At 66.8% G+C, this 20196-nt stretch carries 18 protein-coding genes; 4 read left to right on the forward strand and 14 right to left on the reverse strand.

The window, feature by feature from the left end; all coding sequences use genetic code 11:
- Positions 1 to 3 precede the first annotated feature (3 nt).
- Positions 4 to 1665, reverse strand: a complete 1662-nt coding sequence (gene kdpA / locus ACSYGN_RS37210) for a potassium-transporting ATPase subunit KdpA (protein ID WP_460404545.1) — start codon at positions 1663 to 1665, stop codon at positions 4 to 6.
- Between the two features lie 6 nt (positions 1666 to 1671).
- Positions 1672 to 1761, reverse strand: a complete 90-nt coding sequence (kdpF, locus tag ACSYGN_RS37215; RefSeq protein WP_018566520.1) for a K(+)-transporting ATPase subunit F — start codon at positions 1759 to 1761, stop codon at positions 1672 to 1674.
- A gap of 381 nt (positions 1762 to 2142) precedes the next feature.
- On the opposite strand from kdpF, the gene ACSYGN_RS37220 reads away from it, so the two are divergent.
- Positions 2143 to 4098: an APC family permease gene (locus ACSYGN_RS37220; RefSeq protein ID WP_460404548.1), complete on the forward strand. Its 1956-nt coding sequence runs from the start codon at positions 2143 to 2145 to the stop codon at positions 4096 to 4098.
- Positions 4099 to 4222: 124 nt separating this feature from the next.
- Entirely contained in the window at positions 4223 to 4741 is a 519-nt protein-coding gene (locus ACSYGN_RS37225; protein WP_460404550.1) for a hypothetical protein, read from the forward strand.
- Between the two features lie 91 nt (positions 4742 to 4832).
- Here ACSYGN_RS37225 and ACSYGN_RS37230 read toward each other — a convergent pair whose 3' ends face one another.
- On the reverse strand, positions 4833 to 6728 hold the full coding sequence (locus ACSYGN_RS37230; RefSeq protein ID WP_460404552.1) for a hypothetical protein: 1896 nt from the start codon (positions 6726 to 6728) through the stop codon (positions 4833 to 4835).
- A 42-nt stretch (positions 6729 to 6770) separates the two neighbouring features.
- On the opposite strand from ACSYGN_RS37230, the gene ACSYGN_RS37235 reads away from it, so the two are divergent.
- Positions 6771 to 6968 carry a hypothetical protein gene (locus ACSYGN_RS37235; protein WP_460404554.1) on the forward strand — a complete coding sequence of 66 codons (198 nt, stop codon included), beginning with the start codon at positions 6771 to 6773 and terminating at the stop codon, positions 6966 to 6968.
- 122 nt (positions 6969 to 7090) lie between these two features.
- Here ACSYGN_RS37235 and ACSYGN_RS37240 read toward each other — a convergent pair whose 3' ends face one another.
- The 7 genes from ACSYGN_RS37240 to buk form a co-directional block, all read right to left on the reverse strand.
- Positions 7091 to 7753 (reverse strand): 3-oxoacid CoA-transferase subunit B, encoded by a 663-nt coding sequence (locus ACSYGN_RS37240; RefSeq protein ID WP_460404556.1) that lies wholly within the window; start codon positions 7751 to 7753, stop codon positions 7091 to 7093.
- Positions 7753 to 8409, reverse strand: a complete 657-nt coding sequence (locus ACSYGN_RS37245) for a CoA transferase subunit A (protein ID WP_460404558.1) — start codon at positions 8407 to 8409, stop codon at positions 7753 to 7755. Before ACSYGN_RS37245 ends, ACSYGN_RS37240 begins: the two co-directional genes overlap by 1 nt.
- Positions 8410 to 8443: 34 nt before the next feature.
- A complete protein-coding gene (locus ACSYGN_RS37250) occupies positions 8444 to 9646 on the reverse strand; it encodes an acetyl-CoA C-acetyltransferase (protein ID WP_460404560.1) in 1203 nt (400 codons plus the stop codon).
- A gap of 7 nt (positions 9647 to 9653) precedes the next feature.
- Positions 9654 to 10628, reverse strand: coding sequence for a phosphate acyltransferase (locus tag ACSYGN_RS37255; protein ID WP_460404562.1), 975 nt, complete (start codon positions 10626 to 10628; stop codon positions 9654 to 9656).
- Positions 10625 to 11620, reverse strand: a complete 996-nt coding sequence (locus tag ACSYGN_RS37260) for a phosphotriesterase family protein (RefSeq protein ID WP_460404564.1) — start codon at positions 11618 to 11620, stop codon at positions 10625 to 10627. Before ACSYGN_RS37260 ends, ACSYGN_RS37255 begins: the two co-directional genes overlap by 4 nt.
- Before the next feature lie 13 nt (positions 11621 to 11633).
- Entirely contained in the window at positions 11634 to 12464 is an 831-nt protein-coding gene (locus ACSYGN_RS37265; protein WP_460404566.1) for a beta-keto acid cleavage family enzyme, read from the reverse strand.
- A 79-nt stretch (positions 12465 to 12543) separates the two neighbouring features.
- The gene (buk, locus tag ACSYGN_RS37270; protein ID WP_460404568.1) at positions 12544 to 13668 is read right to left on the reverse strand and encodes a butyrate kinase; all 1125 of its coding nucleotides are present in this window, start codon (positions 13666 to 13668) and stop codon (positions 12544 to 12546) included.
- 162 nt (positions 13669 to 13830) lie between these two features.
- On the opposite strand from buk, the gene ACSYGN_RS37275 reads away from it, so the two are divergent.
- Positions 13831 to 14727, forward strand: a complete 897-nt coding sequence (locus ACSYGN_RS37275) for a LysR family transcriptional regulator (RefSeq protein WP_460405752.1) — start codon at positions 13831 to 13833, stop codon at positions 14725 to 14727.
- 49 nt (positions 14728 to 14776) lie between these two features.
- On the opposite strand, the gene ACSYGN_RS37280 is transcribed toward ACSYGN_RS37275, so the two are convergent.
- The 4 genes from ACSYGN_RS37280 to ACSYGN_RS37295 all read right to left on the reverse strand — a co-directional run bounded on the left by ACSYGN_RS37280 (position 14777) and on the right by ACSYGN_RS37295 (position 20178).
- Positions 14777 to 15673: an enoyl-CoA hydratase/isomerase family protein gene (locus ACSYGN_RS37280; RefSeq protein ID WP_460404570.1), complete on the reverse strand. Its 897-nt coding sequence runs from the start codon at positions 15671 to 15673 to the stop codon at positions 14777 to 14779.
- Between the two features lie 162 nt (positions 15674 to 15835).
- Entirely contained in the window at positions 15836 to 16987 is a 1152-nt protein-coding gene (locus ACSYGN_RS37285; protein ID WP_460404572.1) for a thiolase family protein, read from the reverse strand.
- Between the two features lie 181 nt (positions 16988 to 17168).
- Positions 17169 to 18494, reverse strand: coding sequence for an MFS transporter (locus tag ACSYGN_RS37290; protein WP_460404574.1), 1326 nt, complete (start codon positions 18492 to 18494; stop codon positions 17169 to 17171).
- A gap of 166 nt (positions 18495 to 18660) precedes the next feature.
- Positions 18661 to 20178 (reverse strand): FAD-dependent oxidoreductase, encoded by a 1518-nt coding sequence (locus ACSYGN_RS37295; RefSeq protein ID WP_460404576.1) that lies wholly within the window; start codon positions 20176 to 20178, stop codon positions 18661 to 18663.
- Positions 20179 to 20196 lie beyond the last annotated feature (18 nt).

The raw sequence follows: 20196 nt of genomic DNA on the forward strand, positions 1-20196 counted from the left end.
TCATCACGCCAGCCCCTCGGCCAGCGGCCCCAGTGCCAGGGCGGGGAAGTAGGTGAGACCGGTGATGATCAGGATCGCGCCCACCAACAGCCCGGTGAACAGCGGCTTCTCGGTGCGCAGGGTGCCCGCAGTGACCGGGACCGGTTTCTGTTCGCCGAGCGAACCGGCGAGCGCCAGGACGAAGACCATCGGCAGGAAGCGGCCGAGCAGCATCGCGAGTCCGGTCATGGTGTTGAACCAGTCGGTGTTCGCGTTCAGACCGGCGAAGGCCGAGCCGTTGTTGTTGGCGGCGGACGTGAAGGCGTACAGCACCTCCGAGAAACCGTGTGCACCGGAATTGAGCATCGAGTGCGGCGGGGTCGGCAGCGCCGTCGAAAGGCCCGTGAAGACCAGGACCAGCGCCGGGGTGATGAGGATGTAGCAGGCCGCGAGCTTCATCTCCCGCGCGCCGATCTTCTTGCCCAGGTACTCGGGTGTACGGCCGACCATCAGACCGGCGATGAACACGGCGATCACCGCCATGATCAGCATGCCGTAGAGGCCGGAGCCGGTACCGCCGGGCGCGATCTCGCCCAGCATCATGCCCAGCATCGCGACCCCGCCGCCGAGCCCGGTGAAGGAGGAGTGGAAGGAGTCCACCGCACCGGTCGACGTGAGCGTCGTCGAGACCGCGAAGATCGACGACCCGCCGACACCGAAGCGGACCTCCTTGCCCTCCATCGCCCCGCCCGCGGCCTGCAGCGCCGCACCGTGGTGGGCGAACTCGGTCCACATCATCAAGGCCGTGAAGCCCAGCCAGATGGTGGCCATCGCGGCGAGGATCGCGTACCCCTGCTTCACCGAGCCGACCATGACGCCGAAGGCGCGGGTGAGCGAGAAGGGGATCACCAGGATCAGGAAGATCTCGAAGAGGTTGGTGAACGGTGTCGGGTTCTCGAACGGGTGGGCGCTGTTGGCGTTGAAGTAGCCGCCGCCGTTGGTGCCGAGTTCCTTGATGGCCTCCTGGGAGGCGACCGCGCCGCCGTTCCACTGCTGGGAGCCGCCCAGGAACTGGCCGACCTCATGGATTCCGGAGAAGTTCTGGATCGCGCCGAACGCCACCAAAACCACGGCGGCGAGAGCCGCGCCCGGCAGCAGGACCCGCAGGGTGCCGCGCACCAGGTCGGACCAGAAGTTGCCGAGTTCACCGGTACGCGAGCGTGCGAAGCCGCGCACCAGTGCCACCGCCACGGCCATGCCGACGGCCGCGGAGAGGAAGTTCTGCACGGCGAGACCGGCGGTCTGCACGACGTGCCCCATGGTCTGCTCGCCGTAGTACGACTGCCAGTTGGTGTTGGTCACGAAGGACACGGCCGTGTTGAACGACTGCGCCGGGTTGACCGCGGAAAAGTGCAGCGAACCGGGCAGGACGCCCTGGAGCCGCTGGAGCAGGTAGAGGAAGAGGACGCTGACGGCGGAGAAGGCGAGAAGTCCGCGCAGGTAGGCCGGCCAGCGCATCTCGGTGTCGGGGTCGGCACCGATGCCCTTGTAGATCCACTTCTCCACCCGCAGGTGCTTGTCGGAGGAGTAGACCCGGGCCATGTAGGTACCGAGAGGGACGTAGGCGAGCGCCAGCGCGCCCACCAGGGCCAGCAGTTGGAGCACGCCGGCGAGGACGGGACCCATGGTGTCTCAGAACCTCTCCGGGAAGATCAGGGCGAGGACGAGATAGCCCAGCAGGGCGACGGCCACGATCAGGCCGACGACGTTCTCGGCGGTCACAGCTTCGTCACCCCCTTGGCGACAAGGGCCACCAGTGCGAAACCGGCGAGCACGGCGACGACGAAGGCCAGATCGGCCATCGCGAACTCCTAGATCAGATGCGGGAAACCATCCGCGAACGGATCGGACGGTTAGAGGAAACCCCGCCCGGTGGCCGGATCCGAGTGCCGTTGACGGGTCTCTTACGTGCGCGGCCACCGCCTTGACGGGCTTCTTACGGCATCCGTGAGCAGGGCGGCCGGACTCCGCAGTCTTAACACCGTCTTGACGGCCGGGAGGGAGCGCCCCGGGGGCTCCTGCCGCGCTCCCTGCTTACGCTGGTGCGGCCGTCCGGGTGATGGCCGAATCCCACGCTGAGCCGCATGTCAGGAGAGCACGTCCATGGCCACCACCGAACAGCCGCTGCCGGACCGACTACGGACGTGGATGCTGGAAGGGCTGTCCGACATGGGCAAGGGCAGCGATCAATCCGCACCCCACGCCGAGCCCGAACCCACGCACAGAGGCCAGCGCTGGTACCGCGTGATGTGCCTGACCGGCGTCGACTACTTCTCCACCCTCGGCTATCAGCCCGGTATCGCCGCCCTGGCGGCCGGCCTGCTCTCCCCGATCGCCACCCTCGTCCTGGTCGTCGTCACCCTTGCGGGCGCCCTCCCGGTGTACCGGCGAGTGGCCGAGGAGAGCCCGCACGGTGAGGGCTCCATCGCGATGCTGGAACGGCTGCTCTCCTTCTGGAAGGGCAAGCTGTTCGTGCTCACGCTGCTGGGCTTCGCCGCCACCGACTTCCTCATCACCATCACCCTGTCGGCCGCCGACGCCTCCACCCACCTGATAGAGAACCCTCACCTGACCAGCGTCCTGCACGGCCGCCAGATGCTGATCACCCTGCTGCTGGTCGCGCTGCTCGGCGCGGTGTTCCTCAAAGGCTTCTTGGAGGCCATCGGTGTCGCGGTGACCCTGGTCGTGGTCTATCTCGCGCTGAACGCCGTGGTCGTGGTCACCGGGCTGTGGCACGTGCTGACCGCCGGGCACGTGGTGACCGACTGGACCAGCGCCCTGACCACCGAGCACGGCAGCGTCTTCGCGATGATCGGCGTGTCCCTGCTCGTCTTCCCGAAGCTGGCCCTCGGCCTGTCCGGCTTCGAGACCGGCGTCGCGGTGATGCCGCACGTCCAGGGCGACCCGGCCGACACCGAGGAGAGCCCCACGGGCCGGATCCGCGACACCAAGAAGCTGCTGACGACCGCCGCGCTGATCATGAGCGTGTTCCTGATCGCGACGAGCTTCATCACCACCGTGCTGATCCCGGAGAACGAGTTCAAGACCGGCGGTCAGGCCAACGGCCGTGCGCTGGCGTATCTGGCGCACGAATACCTCGGCAACACCTTCGGCACGGTCTACGACGCGTCGACCATCGCCATCCTGTGGTTCGCCGGCGCCTCCGCCATGGCCGGACTGCTCAACCTCATGCCGCGCTACCTGCCCCGCTACGGCATGGCCCCCCACTGGGCCCGCGCCGTACGCCCGATGGTCATCGTCTTCACCCTGGTCGCCTTCCTGGTCACCTGGATCTTCGACGCCGACGTGGACGCCCAGGGCGGCGCCTACGCCACCGGCGTCCTGGTCCTGATGTCCTCCGCGGCCATCGCCGTGACCATCGCCGCCCGCAAGGCCGCCCAGCGGGGCTGGACCATCGGGTTCGCGGTCGTTTCGGCCGTCCTTCTCTACGTGACCGTCGCGAACGTGATCGAGCGCCCGGACGGTGTGAAGATCGGCGCCTGTTTCATCGTCGGCATCATCCTGGTCTCCCTCACGTCCCGGCTGGCCCGCGCCTTCGAACTGCGGGTGACCAGCGTCCGTCTCGACACCCTGGCCGAGCGGTTCATCCGCGACATCGCCAGCCGCAAGATCCGCTTCATCGCCAATGAACCGGGCCGACGGGATGTGGCCGAGTATCGCGACAAGGTGGAGCAGATCCGGGCCGACAACGACATGCCCGAACAGGAGGACTTCGTCTTCGTCGAGGTCACGGTCACCGACCCCTCCGAGTTCGAGGCGGAACTGATGGTCCGCGGCGAGGTGCTCCACAACCGGTACCGGGTCCTGACGGTGGAGTCCTCCTCCGTCCCCAACGCGCTCGCCGCCCTCGTCCTCCACGTCCGTGACACCACCGGCCGCACCCCGCACATCTACTTCGAGTGGACCGAGGGACACCCCTTCGCGAACTTCCTGCGCTTCTTCCTCTTCGGCCAGGGCGAGGTGGCCCCGGTCACCCGGGAAGTCCTGCGCGGGGCCGAGTCGAACCGGCGCCTCCGCCCGCGCGTGCACGTCGGCTGAAAACCCTCGGTCTCGGGGGCGTCCGGGCGACCGCGTCAAGATCTCGTCAAGACCCGCCCGAACAGCGCTAACGTCCCGTCAACGGCAGTCGCCGACCCCCACAGCCGCACCTAGAGTCGGCGCCATGCGACGGCGTGAACAAACGGGTTGGGTCGGCGACCGCCACTGGAGAGGCAGCGCACGGCTCGCGCTCTCCTGCGCCCTGGTGTTCTGCGCCATGAGCCTTCTGGTCGACTGGGACGCGGGAACCCTGACACCGCTGCGCGCCCTCCTCTGGGTCACCCTGTCCGCCGCGCTGGGCGTCCTCCTGCTCCCCCAACGGGTCAGCGCGGCCCCCGGCCGGCTCGCCGTCCGCAGCCTGCGGCGCCGCCGCATCGTCCGCACCGACGCCCTGGAATCGGTGCACCAATTCGACGGCGTAGCCTCCCACCTCATCCTGCGGGACGTCCACGGCGGGCACCTGGAACTCGACCCCCGGGTCCTCGTCGCCAACCCCCTGCTCTGGCACGAACTCGACACAGGTGTCCGCCGCTCGCTGGAGCGCGGGACACTCAGCCAGGGAGCCGATGTCCTGGACCGGCTGGGCCATCGCATCGACGACGAGACGACCCGGGCGGTGCTCCGGGCGTCGGGTCTTTCCTGACCTCGGGGCCTCACGGCCTCATGACCCAGGCGAAGGCCGCCCCGGTGTGGCGGGGCGGCCTTCGCGGTCTGGGGGCTAGGGCTCAGGGGGGCTAGGCGACCGTCAGCTTGAGGGCGCCGGTGTAGGTGGTGCCGGGGGTGATGTCGGTGGCCGTGCCGTCGACCGTCAGGGTCACGGTCCGGCCGCGCGGGCCGGTGACGCTCGCGTCGTCGGCGAGGACCAGCTTGCTGAGGTACGAGGTGCCGGTGACGACCCAGCGGGATCCTGCCGCCAGATCGACGATCACACCGTTGTTGACGACGGCCTGGGCGGTGTTGGTGATCTCGCCCAGCTGACGGTATTCCGCGGAGCTGATGGTGCTGATGGCGTGCTTCGCCGCGGACGCCGAGATCACGCCCTCGACCCGGGAGTCCGTGAACGTCACGGCCATGTTCTTGCCGCCGCGCATGGCGTTGTAGAAGTCGCCCTTGACGGAGATGTCGGTGAACGCCGCGGTGGCGTCCGCGTCGTGGACGGTGGCGACGTCGAAGCTGCTGTCCCGGTCCGGGTCGCCGGTGGGCTCCTTGTAGACACCGGTGTTCATCAGCTTGCCGTCGACCATCACCGGACCCGGGTCGTCGTCCTCCATCACCTGGAGGATGATGCCGTCGCCGGGGTTGAGGCGGACGCCTCCGGAGCCGTCGACGGTGATCGAGACCTTCTGGCCCTTGTCGAGGAAGGTGCTCTTGGCGGTGTTGAAGACGGTGCCGCCGTCGACGGTGACGGAGCCGGCGCCGTGCCACATCACGCCCCAGCGCAGGGAGTCGATCGTGGTACGGCGTGGGGTGAGCCCGGCGAGTTCGGTCGCGGACAGCCCGAGATCCAGTTCCTCGTTCAGCGCGGCGACGGTGGCGCGGGAGCTGTCGCCGTAGTGGATCGCACCGCCGCGGTTGATGGCCGCGTAGGTGGACACATGCAGTTCGCATCCGAGGAAGCGCTCGGTGGTGTCGCCGATGGCGTACGAGCCGTAGCCGTCGTCCCCGGTGTTGCCGAACTCCGAGTTGATGGCGGTCAGTTTGCAGTTGGAGCCGTTGTCCACCGACAGGGCGCCCCAACCCTCGGCGTACACCGCGGAGTTGATGTAGGTGGCCTGGCTCTTCTCGCCGAGCAGGTTGGTGGCACGGACGTTGCCGGAGATGCCGAGCATCCAGGGGGCGTCCTGCATGTAGGCCGTCTCGACGGTGGACACGTAGTCGTCGGGCAGTTCGCCGTTCTTCGTCAGGATGCGGGAGTTCTTGACGATCACGTTGCTGCCGCCGTCGGCGATGACCGCGGTGCGGACCACGCCCTGGGTCTTGATCGCGGCGCCGTCGATCACCAGCGTGGTGTCGTCGCCGTAGCCCAGGACGGCCGCGCCGTAGCCGATGAAGTCACTGCGGCCATTGCCGACGAGGGAGATCCGCGGGGTCTTGAGCAGGTAGTCGCCACCGGCCACATACACGCCGTTGTACGACTCTCCGGTCGAGGCGATCCCGATGTTCCGGGCGTACGTGTCGGTGAGCCGGCCCCCGACGACGCCCGCCAGCACGGATTTGGCCGTCACGACACCGGTGGAGTCGACATACAGGCCCTGGCGGAACGGGAAGGTGAGGCTCTGGTAGGCGTGCGGAGTGGCGGTGGCCACGGTCAGTACCACGTCGCCGCGGTAGGTACCGGCGACGACGGCCGTTCTGCTGCCGCCCGTCTCGGTCAGTTTCTGGCCGGTCTCCACGCCGTCGACGGTGAGCGTCAAGCTGTAACCGTCCGGTGCGCTGAGGGTGCCTCCTTCGGCGATGGTGAGGACATCGACCTTGGTGGTCTTGCTGACCACCAGGGTTTCTCCGGCCCGGACCGTGATCCTGCGGTAGGTCGTTGTGGCGGGGGCGGCGACAGCGGCGGTCGGTGCCAGCAGGCCAGCTGCGGCGACCGTGCCTGCGACGAGAACCGAACGTCGGGTCAAACGTGACATGCCGTGCCTTTCGGAGGTGCGGGTTGGGACCACAAGGGATTTGTGGCGGTTCAGGCGGTATGTGGAGGCACCCGGCTGCGGGAGCAGAAGCCGAGCGCCTGGCTGCGGGGACAGCAGTCGGCGGCGTGGCTACGGCGGATGCGGCGGGCGGGCGCGAGGCGCGGGTCGGTGGCGCACGCCGCCCGCAGCTGCGGGCGGCGTGTCGACGCGGCGGCGGGCGAGGAGTTGTCGCGGCCCTGACACCCTGATGACCGAGTGCCTGGGTGCCCGGACGGCGGTCGGGAACGCCTGGACCTGGCGTCCCGACCGGCATCCCGACCGCGCGTCCCGACCGGGGTCCCGGCCTCGCGTCCGGCCTCGCCTCAAACCATCTCGACCAGCGGTTCCGCGATCACGAGGTCGGCCTCGGTGGCGGCCTTCACCTCGTCGGGCGTGTACTCCGGGTTGATCTCCTTGAGCACCAGCCTGCCGTCCTCGAATGCCATGACACCCATCTCCGTGACGATCAGATCGACACAGGCCGGGGCCGTCAGGGGCAGCGTGCACTTCCGGAGAATCTTGGGTGAGCCCTTCTGGGTGTGCTCCATGGCCACGATGACCTTTCTGGCTCCGACCACCAGGTCCATGGCACCTCCCATGCCGGGCACCATCTTCCCGGGGATGATCCAGTTGGCCAGGTTGGCCTCCTGGTCGACCTGGAGCGCACCGAGCACCGTGACATCGATATGTCCGCCGCGGATCAGCCCGAACGAGGTCGCGGAGTCGATGAAGGCACCGCCGACGACGCAGGTGCCGGGCTTTCCGCCGGCGTCCACGACATAGCGGGATCCGGACCCACCCCCGGGCGCGCTGCCGGCGATCCCGTTCTCCGACTCGAAGGTCACATGAACGTCGTCCGGCAGGTATTCGGGGACGAGGGTGGGCAGTCCGATCCCGAGATTGACGAAGTCGCCGTCGTTCAGCTCCCTGGCGACCCGGCGCGCGATGATCGCCCTGATGAGGTTCTTGTCGAGGACGGGGGCCATCAGAGCTCGCTTCCCTTCACGATGTAGTCGACGAGGACACCGGGCGTCACCACGTCCTCCGGGGGGATGTCACCCAGGCCGACCAGGAAGTCGGCCTCCGCGATGACCAGGTCGGCCGCGGTCGCCATGACGGTGTTGAAGTTCCGGGTCGTGCCCCGGTACCAGACATTGCCGTTCGGATCGATGCGGTATCCGTTGATCAGCGCGACGTCCGCGCGAAGCGGTTCCTCGAGCAGGAAGTCCCGTCCGCCGACCTCGATGATCCGCTTCCCCTCGGCGACCCGGGTGCCCGTGCCGGTCGGCGTCAGCACTCCGCCGAGTCCGGCGCCGCCGGAGCGGATGCGCTCGGCGAGGGTGCCCTGCGGGACCAGTTCGACCTCCAGCACGCCGGAGTTCATCTGCTCGGCGACGGCGGGGTTGAGGCCGACATGGGACGCGATCAGCTTCCGCAGCCGCTTCTCCTCGACCAGCTTGGCCACGCCGTAGCCCGGTGACGACGCGTCCGTGCAGATCAGCGTCAGGTCCTTGACGCCCTTGCGCACCAGCGCTTCCACGATGTGATGCGGATTGCCGCACCCCATGAAGCCACCCACCATCACCGTCATTCCATCGGTGATCTTCGAGACTGCCTCATCGATCTCGACGAGCTTGTTCATCGGTCTCATCCTCTGTTGCATCGACCGTCGGACGTCAGGCTTCGAGCAGCAGGGCATCGCCCTGGCCGGTGCCGCCGCAGAGCGCGACCACCGCACGGCCCGCGCCGCGGCGCGCCAGCTCGTGGGCGACATGGGCGACCAGCCGCGCACCGGACTGCCCGATCGGGTGGCCGAGGGCGACGGCGCCGCCGTGGACGTTGAGCTTCTCCGGCGGAATCCCCAGCTCGTGCGTGGTGTGGACCGCCACCGCGGCGAACGCCTCATTGACCTCGAAGAGGTCGAGGTCGTCCACGGTCCAGCCCTGGACCTCCAGGGCCTTGCGGATGGCGTTCACGGGCTGCGGGGCCAGTGCCGGGGACGGGCCGGCGGTCTGGCCCGCGGCCCTCACCGTCGCCATCACGGTCCAGCCCTTGGCCTCGGCGTTCGCGCGGGTGGTCAGCACCACGGCCGCTCCCCCGTCGTTGATCTGCGAGGAATTGCCGGCGGTGATGCTTCCGTCCGGGCTGAACGCCGGGCGCAGCTTGCCGAGGGACTGCGCGGTGCTCTCCGGGCGGATGCCCTCGTCCTGGGCGATGACGGTGTCGCCCTTCCTGCCCTTGACGGTCACGGGGACCACCTCGGCGTCGAAGACACCGTCGGCCCAGGCCTTGGCGGCCAGTTCGTGCGACCTTGCGGAGAGGGCGTCCTGGTCGGCGCGGGAGGCCGGGTACTCGGCGAGGTGCTTCTCGGTGTCGAGGCCCATGGCTTCATGGCTCCAGGCGTCCGACAGCCCGTCGTTGGCCAGGCTGTCGACGACGTCGACGTTGCCGTAGCCGTAGCCGAATCGCGACCTGAGCAGCAGGTGGGGGGCGTTGGACATGGACTCCATGCCCCCGGCCACCGCGACAGCGGCCCCGCCGGAGCGGATGATCCGGGCCGCGTCGATGACGGCGGTCAGGCCGGACAGGCACACCCTGTTGACGGTGCTCGCCGTCACGTCCCAGCCGAGGCCCGCGCCGATGGCCGCCTGGCGGGCCGGGCACTGTCCGAGGCCGGCCTGCAGCACATTGCCCATCACGACGGTCTCGACCTCGGCGGGGTCGATGCCGCCCTGTTCGAGGGCACCCTTGATGGCGACGGACCCCAGTTCGACGGCGGTCAGTGCCGCCAGTCCTCCCTTGAACCGGCCGTGGGGGGTGCGTGCGGCACCGACCACGACGATGTCGGTCGGGAGCTTCTCGCTAGTTGCTGATGGCATGTCTGTTCTACTCCGCATCGTGGCTCGACCGGGCCGCCCGGTCGTCTGCCGGTCCGTTCGACCGGGTGAGTGCCGGTTCCGGAGCACCGCTCAGCATGCTGCACAGCAGAATGGAGTGGATCTTCTCCTCCATCGTGGCGCTTCTGGAGGTGAGGGCCACCGGTGCCCGTGTCCCCACCAGACAGCCCGCCAGGATGTTCTTCGGATCGGCGTTCCAGATCTTGCTCATGACATTGCCGGTGACCATCTGGGGCACCAGCAGCATGTCCACATCGCCGGCGTGGGGTGAGGCGAACCCCTTGATCTCCGCGGACTCCTTGCTGGTGGCCAAGTCGTAGGAGATCGGGCCAACGACCACCGCGTCACCGAACTCGCCGCTCTCGCTCAGCTCCTGGAGCCGACGCGCCTCGACGGTCTCGGTCATCCTCGGGTTGACGACCTCCACGGAGCAGAGGGCGGCGACGACCGGGCGCTCGATCCCCAGCTTGCGGAGGGCGTCCGTGCAGACCTTCACGATCCTGCGCTTGTCGTCCACCGTGGGGTAGGGAATCACCGCGCTGTCGCTCATCGCGAGCAGCTTGTGATAGCCCGCGAGCTGCATGACTCCGAGGTGGGTGACGAAGCCCTCGTCGTTGAGGCCGTCCTTCTTGTCGAGGACCGGCTTCAGCAACTCCTTCGTCGTCAGCCGTCCCTTCAGGATGAAGTCGGCCTGACCCTCACGGACGAGTTCGACGGCGATCTCGGCGGGGTTCCGGGTGGGCGGGCACTCGACGACGGTGCGCAGGTCGGCGCCGAAGCCCAGCGACTCGGTGATCTCGCGGATCTCCTGCGGATCACCGATGAGCACCGGGTGCACATAGCCCTGCCGCTGGGCCAGGAAGACCGCTTCCAGGGCGTGCGCGTCGGCCGCCCCGGGGACGGCGCACCGCCGTCTGACGTCCCCGGTCAGGGCCTGGCGCTTGAGTTCCTCGAAGTCCCTCACCGCGAGCCACCCGGCCCGTCGGCCCAGAGGTTCGCGACGTTGTCGATCAGCAGCCCGTCGATGTCGCGGGTGGAACATCCGCGCTCGAGCAGGCCCGGGACGATGTAGTCCCCGATCCGGGAGATGCTCCAGTCCGCCGTTCCGGGCAGCTCGTGGAATCCGCTCGCGTCGCGGCCCAGCCAGTGGTTGACGCTGTCGTGGGAGAGGTAGACGCGGTCCCCGTATCCCCTCTCCAGCAGGGCGGCGATGCCGTCCATACGGTCGTCGTCGGTGATCTCGTTGAACATCTTGTTGAGGCCGATGCGGTCGTAGCCGATGCCGACCCCGTAGCGGAGGGTGTCCACCTGGTAGTCGAGGTCCGTCACGTTGCCGCACATGTGGCCGATGACGACCTTGCTCGGGTCGGCCCCGGCGTCCACGAGGATCTTCGCCTGGTCCGGGCCCATCGTGCCGGCCTGGGTGTGCGTGATGATCGGAGCCCCGGTGGCCTGCTGGGCGCGGGCCGCCGCCTTGAGCAGACAGGCCTCGTAGTCGGTGATGACGTCCTTGCTGGTGCCCACCTTGATGACACCGGCCTTGATCCCGGTGTCCGCGATGCCCTCGGTGAGCTCCTTCTGCATCAGCTCGGAGATCTCCGTGGTGATGTCGGCGAAGAGGCTGCGGAACTTGAAGTAGGCGGGGGCGCCTTCGGCCTCGTAGTAGAAGCCGGTGCTGCAGATGATGTTGAAGTCGTTCTCCTGCGCGATCCGCCGGAGCACCTCGGGATTGCGCTGGCAGTCGTTCGGGGTGGCGTCGATGACGGTGCTGAACTGCGCGCCGCGTGCCAGCCCGATGACCTTGGCCCCGGTGGCGACAACCGCCTCTTCGTCGTACGACCACATGGTCCGGTCGCCGTCGACGCCCGGGTAGCCGAACTGGAAGTGCTCGTGCATCAAGGTGCGGCCCAGGTCTTCGGGGCTCAGCTCACCTCGTACGGTGTTGACGAGTGTCATTTGTCTGCCCCGATCACTTCAGCTTGAGGAGCTGGCGGGCCTCGTCCGGTGTCGCCGGCTCCTTGCCGAACTCCTTGATGACACGGACTGCTCGCTCGACCAGGCTGACGTTGGTGGCCAGGACGCCCTTGGAGTAGTAGACGTTGTCCTCCAGGCCGACGCGCACATGGCCGCCGAGCGCCAGCGTCGCGTAGAGGATCTTCAGGTGGTCGCGGCCGATGCCGAAGGCCGACCAGGTGGAGCCCTCGGGCAGCCGGTTCTTGAGGAACAGCAGGTTCTCGACCGTGGCCTCCAGGCCGCCGAGGACGCCGAGGACGAACTGGTAGTGCAGGGGGGCGAGGAGCACGCCGCGCTTGAGGTAGTACTCGGCGGTGCCCATGAACCCGGAGTCGAAGATCTCCAGCTCCGGCTTGATCCCGAGCTCCTTCATGGTCAGGCCCAGCCGCTCGAGGAACTGGGGGCTGTTGGTGAAGACGCCGTCCGGCATCCAGTTGAAGGAGCCCGAGTCGTAGGAGGCGATCTCCGGCAGCACGTAGGGGAGATGAGCCATGCGGTCGTCGTCGGTGGCCCGGTTGTCGCCCGCCGTGGTGCAGTTGATGACGACGTCGCAGTCCTCGTGGGACTTGATGAGGTCGATCGTCTCCTTGAACTTCTCCTTGTCCATGGTTCCGAGGCCCTCGTCGTCCCGCATGTGCAGATGGACGACCGCCGCGCCGGCCTTCCAGCACCGGTACGCGTCCTCGGCGATTTCCTTCGGTGTCAGCGGAATGTGCTCGTTGATCGATTTCGGGGTCACTGCACCTGTCAGGGCGGCGGAGACGATGACCTTGTTCTTCAGTTCCATTGTGTAATTCCTCCAGCCGGAATGTCCGGACTGCATTGGTGCCCCGGACCCTTTGGTCGCTTGCCTGGCCGGTGTTCCGTCAGGCGAGGAAGCTCGGTCGGTCGAGGATTTCCTCGAGGGAGGTGTATCCGGGCGGATAGACCGTGTACGGCTGAACGTCCTCTTCTCCCTCCAGGACGCGCAGTCCACCGGCCGCGAGAGCTTCCATTTCGCGCTCGCCGGGCAGAACGGTGACGGGTGCGATGAATTCCACCAGTTCCCTCACCCAGCCGGTGAAGAGCCGGCTGTGGGCGATACCGCCGGTGAGGACGATCTGGTCCACGCGGCCCCCGCGGACGACGGACAGCTCGCCGATCCCCTTGGCCACTCCATAAGCCATGGCGCGGTAGACCCGCTCGGCCCGCTCGTCGCCCGCCTCGATGAGCTCTTCGACCTCCCGCACGTCCTGGGTGCCGAAATACGCGGCGAGACCGCTCCGCCCGGCGAGATACATACGCATTTCCTGGTGCGTCTTCTCGCCGCTGTAGCAGAGGTCCGCCAGATAGCGGGTCGGAATGCGTCCGGCCCGCTGCGGCGACATCGGGCCCTCGTCGTCGTATATCCAGTCGGCGACACGTCCGTGCTCATGGAAGCCGAGGGTGACTCCGCCGCCGAGCTGCACGATGATGAGGTCGAGGTCGTCGTAGCGCTTTCCGATGGACTGCGCGTAGGTGATACCTGCCATCTTCGTGTTCAGCAGATGGAAGACGGGCATGTTGACCAGCTCGGGAATTCCCGTGATCTTCGCTATCTCGTCGACCGAATCGACGGCCGTCGGGTCGTATATGATCACCGGGAGGTCGAGGCCGACAGCCAGTTCCTTGGCCATGAGACACGACAGGGTGGACGCATGCTGCGCGGCCGGCGCGTATTTCAGGGTTGCGATCATCAAGTCGTTGACTTCATAGGCGCCGCCCGACGGGACATGGGGTATGGCGCCGCCGCGCGCGACGATGATGTCGAAGTCCGCCGCCTGCAGTTCATGGGTCTTGAGAAACGTCCTGACCTGGTCCATCCGGTAGTCGAACTGGTCCAGGACCTTCGGCATGGTACTGAGTTCCGCGAGCGGCACATCGAGGGACTCCTTGTGCCGCATGACGGCGTCCTCGAAATAAGCCACCTTGGTGGAGGTCGATCCGCAGTTGATGGTGAAGATTTTCTTCATCGGGCACTCCCCGGGCTAGGATATGAGTTGGTGCATACCGCGTTCTGCGGTAGAAACAGCTCCCTCAGATCGTTTGACGCCGCAATTCATTGACACGTGCGGGCGTCGCACCTACGATATGCAGCCACCGCCGACAAGGAGCGCTGACTTTCTGTGGACTTGATGTCTTTGAAGTACTTCCAGTTCGTTGCCATGTACCGCAACTTCAGCAAGGCGGCGCAGCACTTCTACATCGGCCAGCCGGCGTTGAGCCGGCAGATCGCCAATCTGGAGAAGGAGCTGGGCATCCAGCTGTTCGACCGGGACACCCGCAACGTCAACCTGACCGACGCCGGCCGGATTCTCTACGACAACTGCGATCTGCTGCTGCGTCACCATGAGCTGGTCTTCCGGCTCCTCGAGGCCGCGAAGCGCGGCTACGACGGGCAGTTGAGCATCGCGACCGTCGCCGACTTCGGACCGGTCATCACCCGTCGCGTGAAGCAGTTCATGGCCGCCTATCCCAAAGTCAAGACGCGGATGGACGACATCCCCTTCGACCAGCTCTCCGACAGCATCATCCATGGCGTCTACGACCTGGCGTTCACGCTCGACTTCGCCGTTCCGCACAATGACCAGCTGGACAGCATGACGGTCGGGCAGGACCATTTCGTGGCGGTCATGAGCCGTGACTTCCCCCATGACGCCGACACCATCTCGATCCACGACCTGCTGAATCAGCCGCTGATCATCCCGCGTCATGTCGATCCGCCGTTCCTGAGGCAGCTCCGTCTGGCCGGCCAGGAGCAGGGCGCCCCGGCAGCCGCGGGGATCGAATACGTCCCCAACACCCGCACCGCCATGCTCCAGGTCGATCTGGGCATCGGTGTCACCTTCCTTCCGGAGACGACACTGAGGAATTCCTACGACACCAGCCGGTACCGGCATTGCGAACTGTCCGATCTGGACACGCGGTTCTCGATGCTGCTGATCCGCCGGAAGGACAACAACCAGAAGACCTTGGGCAATTTCCTGGACCTGGTGCGGAAGGAATGCGGGGAACACCGGGCACCCCGGTGATGTCGAGTCCACGAGCGCTCCCCACATCTTTCCCGGCGACCGAGCGGTGTCAGTCCTTCTTCTGCTCCGGCACCTCGAAGTCCGCCGGCAGCTTGGTGTTGCCGCGGTAGTTGGGCTTCAGACCCAGGTACTCGTTCATGGACGGCATGAACGAGTGCTCGTGGGAGTCGGTGAAGCAGCCGAACATCTCGGTGCCGAAGGTCATGTCCAGGTCGTCGACGATCCGCTGCTTCCAGGGGCGGCGGACGACCTGCGTGGCCAGACGGCGGACGATCCGGTTCTGCTTCATGAGCAGGTCGGCGATCTGGTACGCGCGGTCCATCAGGTTCTCGCGGGGCACGAGCTCGGACACCAGGCCGAACTGCAGTGCCTGCTCCGCCGTCATCTTCTCGCCGGTCATCAGGTACCAGACAGCCTGACGGGTCGGCATCAGCTCCAGGAAGCAGCTGTGGATGCCGTCGCCGGGCACATTGCCGACCAGCATGTGCGGGTCGAGGATCGTGATGTCGTCGGCCGCGATCGCGAAGTCGCACATGAGCGCCAGCTCGGTGTGGCCGCCGGAGCCGCTCAGGACACCCAGGGTGGGCACCTCGACGTCCTGGATCTGCGCGATCAGCATGCGCCGGCCGTCGACGAACATGTGGTCGTAGCGGGTGTTGGCGGGGTCGGTCGTCTCGGGGAGCCAGCTCTCCGCCTCGAAGTCGGTGACCCACACGTCGTCGGTGCCGGTGAAGATGATCATCTCCACCTCGCGGCAGGTGCCCAGCATCCGCCACATCTTCCCGATGGCGTCGTGCAGCTCCATCGACCAGATGAGGGGCCCGTTGTTGCAGTGCATCCGAACCGTCACCACGCCGTCCTCACGACGGTCCATGATGAACAGTTCCTTGAACATCTCCTTGATTTCGTCGAAGCTGGGCCACTTCACATACTTGGCGTTGGTCATGTTCTGGTTCCTCCCTGCGCCGGCGCCATTGCCGGGAGCAAGGCCCGGTGGAATCACGGGCCTTGCCGCGCCGAATCGCTTGCAAATTGATTCTCGGCCTGGTGCATCGAATAGAGAAATGCAATTCAGGCATCAGTCCGGATCATGCAACCGACCCTGTTTTCACAGGAGTTGGAGGACGCCCGCCGCACCCATACCACCGCCGATGCACATCGTGACCAGGGCGTGGGTCCCGCCGGTCGCGCGCAGTTCCGACAGCGCCTTGCAGGTCAGCACAGCCCCGGTCGCACCGAGCGGGTGGCCCATGGCCAGCGCGCCGCCGTGCCGGTTGACATCGGCCCAGTCCAGCCCCAGTTCGCGCATCACCGCGATGGACTGCGAGGCGAACGCCTCGTTCAGCTCCACCACGTCCATGTCGGTCAGTCGCTGACCGGTCTGGCGCAGCACCTTCGGGACGGCGGCGATCGGGCCGATGCCCATGTACTTCGGGTCCACTCCCGCCACGGCGAAACCGGACACCTTCGCCACCGGGGTCAGACCGAGCTCGCGCGCCTTGGCGCTGGTCATCATGACGACGAACGCCGCGCCGTCGCTCCGCTGCGACGAGGTCGCGGCCGTGACCAGACCGTCCGGCGCGAACGCCGGCTTCAGCCCGGCCAGAGCCTCCATGCTGGTGCTGGGCCGGATGCACTCGTCCCGGTCGAAGACGTACTCCTCGCCGCTGGGCAGGACGCCCCGGACCGGGACGATCTGGTCGGCGAAGACACGGTTCTCCCTCGCCGCCGCGGCCCGGGCATGGCTGTCGACCGCCATCTGCTCCATGTCGCGCCGGGAGACGCCGTACTTCTCCGCGACGTGCTCCGCGGTCATGCCCATGGAGATGTAGCCGTCGGTGTGCTCGACCAGGTACGGGTCGAGGTGCTCCGGCGCGTCGCTGAGGACCGGCGTGGACATGTGCTCGACCCCGCCGGCCACGATCACATCGGCCATGCCGCTGCGGATCAGGGCAGCGCCCGTGGCGATGGTCTGGAGCCCGGAGGAGCAGAAGCGGTTCACGGTCTGGCCGGACACCGCGAACGGCAGTCCGGCGCGCAGCACGATGTTGCGTGCCGGGTTCAGCCCCATCGTGGCTTCCGGTATGGCACAGCCGACCAGGACGTCGTCGATGTCGGCGGGATCCAGCTCAGGGACCTTCGCGAGTACGCCCCGCAGGACCTCGGCGCCGAAATCGACCGGATGCACCTGTGCCAGGCTGCCCCGGCCGGCCTTCGCTATGGCGGAACGGCCGTAGGCGACTATTACACAGTGACTCATTTCGAGTGCCTTTCGCTTTGAAATTGAATTGTCGGACCGGCACCCCTGTGAATCGGCTGGCAATGGGATCGCTCTCCGAGGCGGCGCCGCATTCTTTTGGCCCTGCCCGCGGCAATGGCAGCGAGTGGAGTCCGGAGGTTCGTGGCAACCGGACTCCACTCGCGCTGGGAGGGGACGGGGGTCAGGACGGGGAGTCCGCCACACGGCTCGCGGAGATCACGGGTGCCGCGGGGCCGACCTGCTCAGTCTTCTTGGACTGCCTCAGTGCCAGCGCGACCAGGCCGCCCGCCACGGAGACGGTGCACATGATGATGATCGAGAGCGTGTACCGCCCGGTGTTGTGGAGGGCCGACGCGCCGGCTGCCACACCGGCCGTGCCGCCGAAGATCCCGATGCCCATGGCCAGACCGCCGAGCTTGCCGGTGATCTTCCCGGGGTAGGTCTTGGCGATGTAGGCCAGGGCGTTGGGGTTGATCCAGGCGAAGAAGAACGCCGCGACGACCAGGACCATGATCAGCAGTCCGTCGCTGTGCCGGACGGCCGGGAGCAGCAGTCCGGCACCGCCGAGGGCACCGAACAGGAAGCCCATCATGATGCCGGGCCGGACACGGCCACGGAAGACCTTCTCGGTCACCAGGACGCAGACCAGCGAGCCGATGACGTTGGCGCCCTGGGCCCAGACCAGCAGATCGGAGCCGTGCGGGCCCTTGCCCAGGCCGACCGGCGCCTTGAGGGCGAGGAAACCGGGCGTCAGGTCGTTGAACGCCTGGTAGACCCAGGACAGGAGGACGATGCAGGCGACGGCGACCCACGTCAGCGGGTTGGCGAGCGCCCCCTTCAGGGCGCCCTTCAGCTCTGCCTGCTCCTCGGCCGAGACGGGTCCTTCGTCTGCCGTGGGGCTCGCGGCGGGGCCGAAGGCCACCACCAGGGACATGATCAGCGCGACCACGGCGACGGGCCAGAGGTTGCGCAGCGCGATCTGCCAGTCGTGGGACGAGTCGAAGAGCTGAGGAACGAAAGCCAGGCCCATCGCGATGCCGAACGACATGGCGGCACCCTGGACTCCGGTGACGATGCCGCGTTCCTTGCGCGGGAAGTAGTTCGCCGCGACGGAGGCGGAGGACGCCATGATCGGGCCGGTGCCGAGGCCCTGGAGCAGGCGGATGAAGACCATGCCCCAGTAGTCCCCGCCTATGACCGGCATCAGCAGCCAGCCGGTCAGGATGAGGAGGACGCCGGCGATGTAGATCTTGATGAAGCCCAGTTTGTCGACGAGATAGCCGCCGGTGAGGGCGGCGATGGCCACGAACAGGTTGAACGTGCCCATGGTCATCCAGGTGACCTCGCCCGCGGAGAGGCCGCCGGACGTCTTGATGATCTCCCCGGTGAGCGGTGCCGGGGAAATGAGGGCAAGGGCGGTCGTCGAGGTGACGATCAGCAGCGTGGCCAGCACGAACCAACGGAAGGAGTGGTACCGAGGCTCGGCCGGGCTGTTGGGTGTGGACATTTCTATGAATCCCCTTTGATTCATCTGGAAATGCGGGGTGGGGACGGGGGCTTTGCGGACATTTCGGGCATCGCCGGAGATAAAAGTCTCCGGGTACCCTCGTCGCTGTTTCTGCGGATCCGTCAGCAGACTGCCGGGATCCGTGGGATCAGTGCATTTCAGTCAGTCAGAATTCGTCGGACTCCATGTAGTCCACGGCGTTGTATCCCGCCATACGGCCGCTGTTGACAGCGAAGCCCATGGTGTTGCCGGGCATGTAGAAGCAGTAGCTGTCGCCGAAGATGTTGCAGGCGTCCGTGCCGGAGGCGTAGAGCCCGGGGATGGCGATGCCCTGCTGGTCGAGAACCTCCATCTTGTCGTTGACATTCACGCCACCGAGGCTTCCGTAGCCCGCCGGGAAATGGCGAGCGACGTAGTACTTCTCGCCCTCGATGGGACGCAGATACTTGTGCGGCTTGAAGAAGAAGTTGTCGGCAGAACGGCAGGCCTCGTTGTATTCGGCCACGGTCTCCTTGAGGTTGTCCGCGTCAATACCGGTCTGCGCGGCGACATCGTCGAGGGACTCGGCCACGAAGAAGTTCTTCTGGTGCTTCTGCTCTTCGCTGTGGAGTTCGCTGAGGCCCGACGCCTCGATTCCCGCACCGCTGAGATATGCCTCGATCTCCCGGTCCCACTTGTCGACGGTCTTGATGTTGTGGTGCACCGTGACGTAGTCCAGACCGGTCTTGCGGTAGTTCTGGAGGATGCTGTCGCTGATGATCGTGAAGGCGGTCCGCTCACGCTGCCGTGCGACGGCATTGCCGGTGTAGACGGTGTTGTTCATGATCTCTTCGTCGATGAACCGACGGCCGTCGAGGTTGACCATGAGGTTGGGCTGACGCATCGTCTCGCTGATGGTCTTGAAGACGTCGGTCACACCCGGCGTGGTGTAGGTGAGCTCCATGACCGGGGTGGTGCTGCCGGCTCCCGCGTCCCAGAGCATGTTCAGACCGTCGCCCTCGACACCCGGGATACGGAAGGAGTGCAGGTCCTTGCCCCAGTCGTAGCCCATCTTGTCGTGGATCATCTTCGGGTTGTTGCCGAAGCCGCCGGTGGCCACGATGACCGCGTTGCACTCGCCGACCGTGGTGGTGCCGTGCTCGTCGACCCACTCCACGCCGGACGCGGCGCCGTCCTCCGTGAGGATCTTGGTGGCCTTCGTGCGGTACAGGATCTTGACGCCCAGTTCCTCGGCGCGTTCCGTCAGAGCCCGGTAGAGGTTCGAGGCGGCACGCTCGGCGGGTGCGTTCGAGCCGTGCGACTTCACGACATGCCACGTCTGCGTCGACTTGGAGAAATACTTGAAGGCGCCCAGGAACTCCACGCCCATGCCTTCCACCCATTCGATGGTGTTGGCGGACTGGGCGATGTACTTACGCACCAGGCGGGCGTCGACGCGCCAGTGGGTGTACTCCATCAGCAGCCGGAACGCGTCCTCCTGGGAGAAGTCGACCAGCTGGGCCTTCTGGTACTTCGACTCGACGGCGAAGAATCCCATCCCCATGTTGGCGGCTCCGCCGGTGGTGCTGCCTTTCTCGATGAGGATGACGCTCGCATCCTTTTCTGCCGCGGCCACCGCGGCGGTGATACCTGATGCTCCGCCACCGATGATGATGACGTCTGCCTCGACTCGGGCGTCGCTCATGGGACTACCTCTTCTTAC

The organism is Streptomyces sp. YIM S03343 (assembly GCF_054729195.1).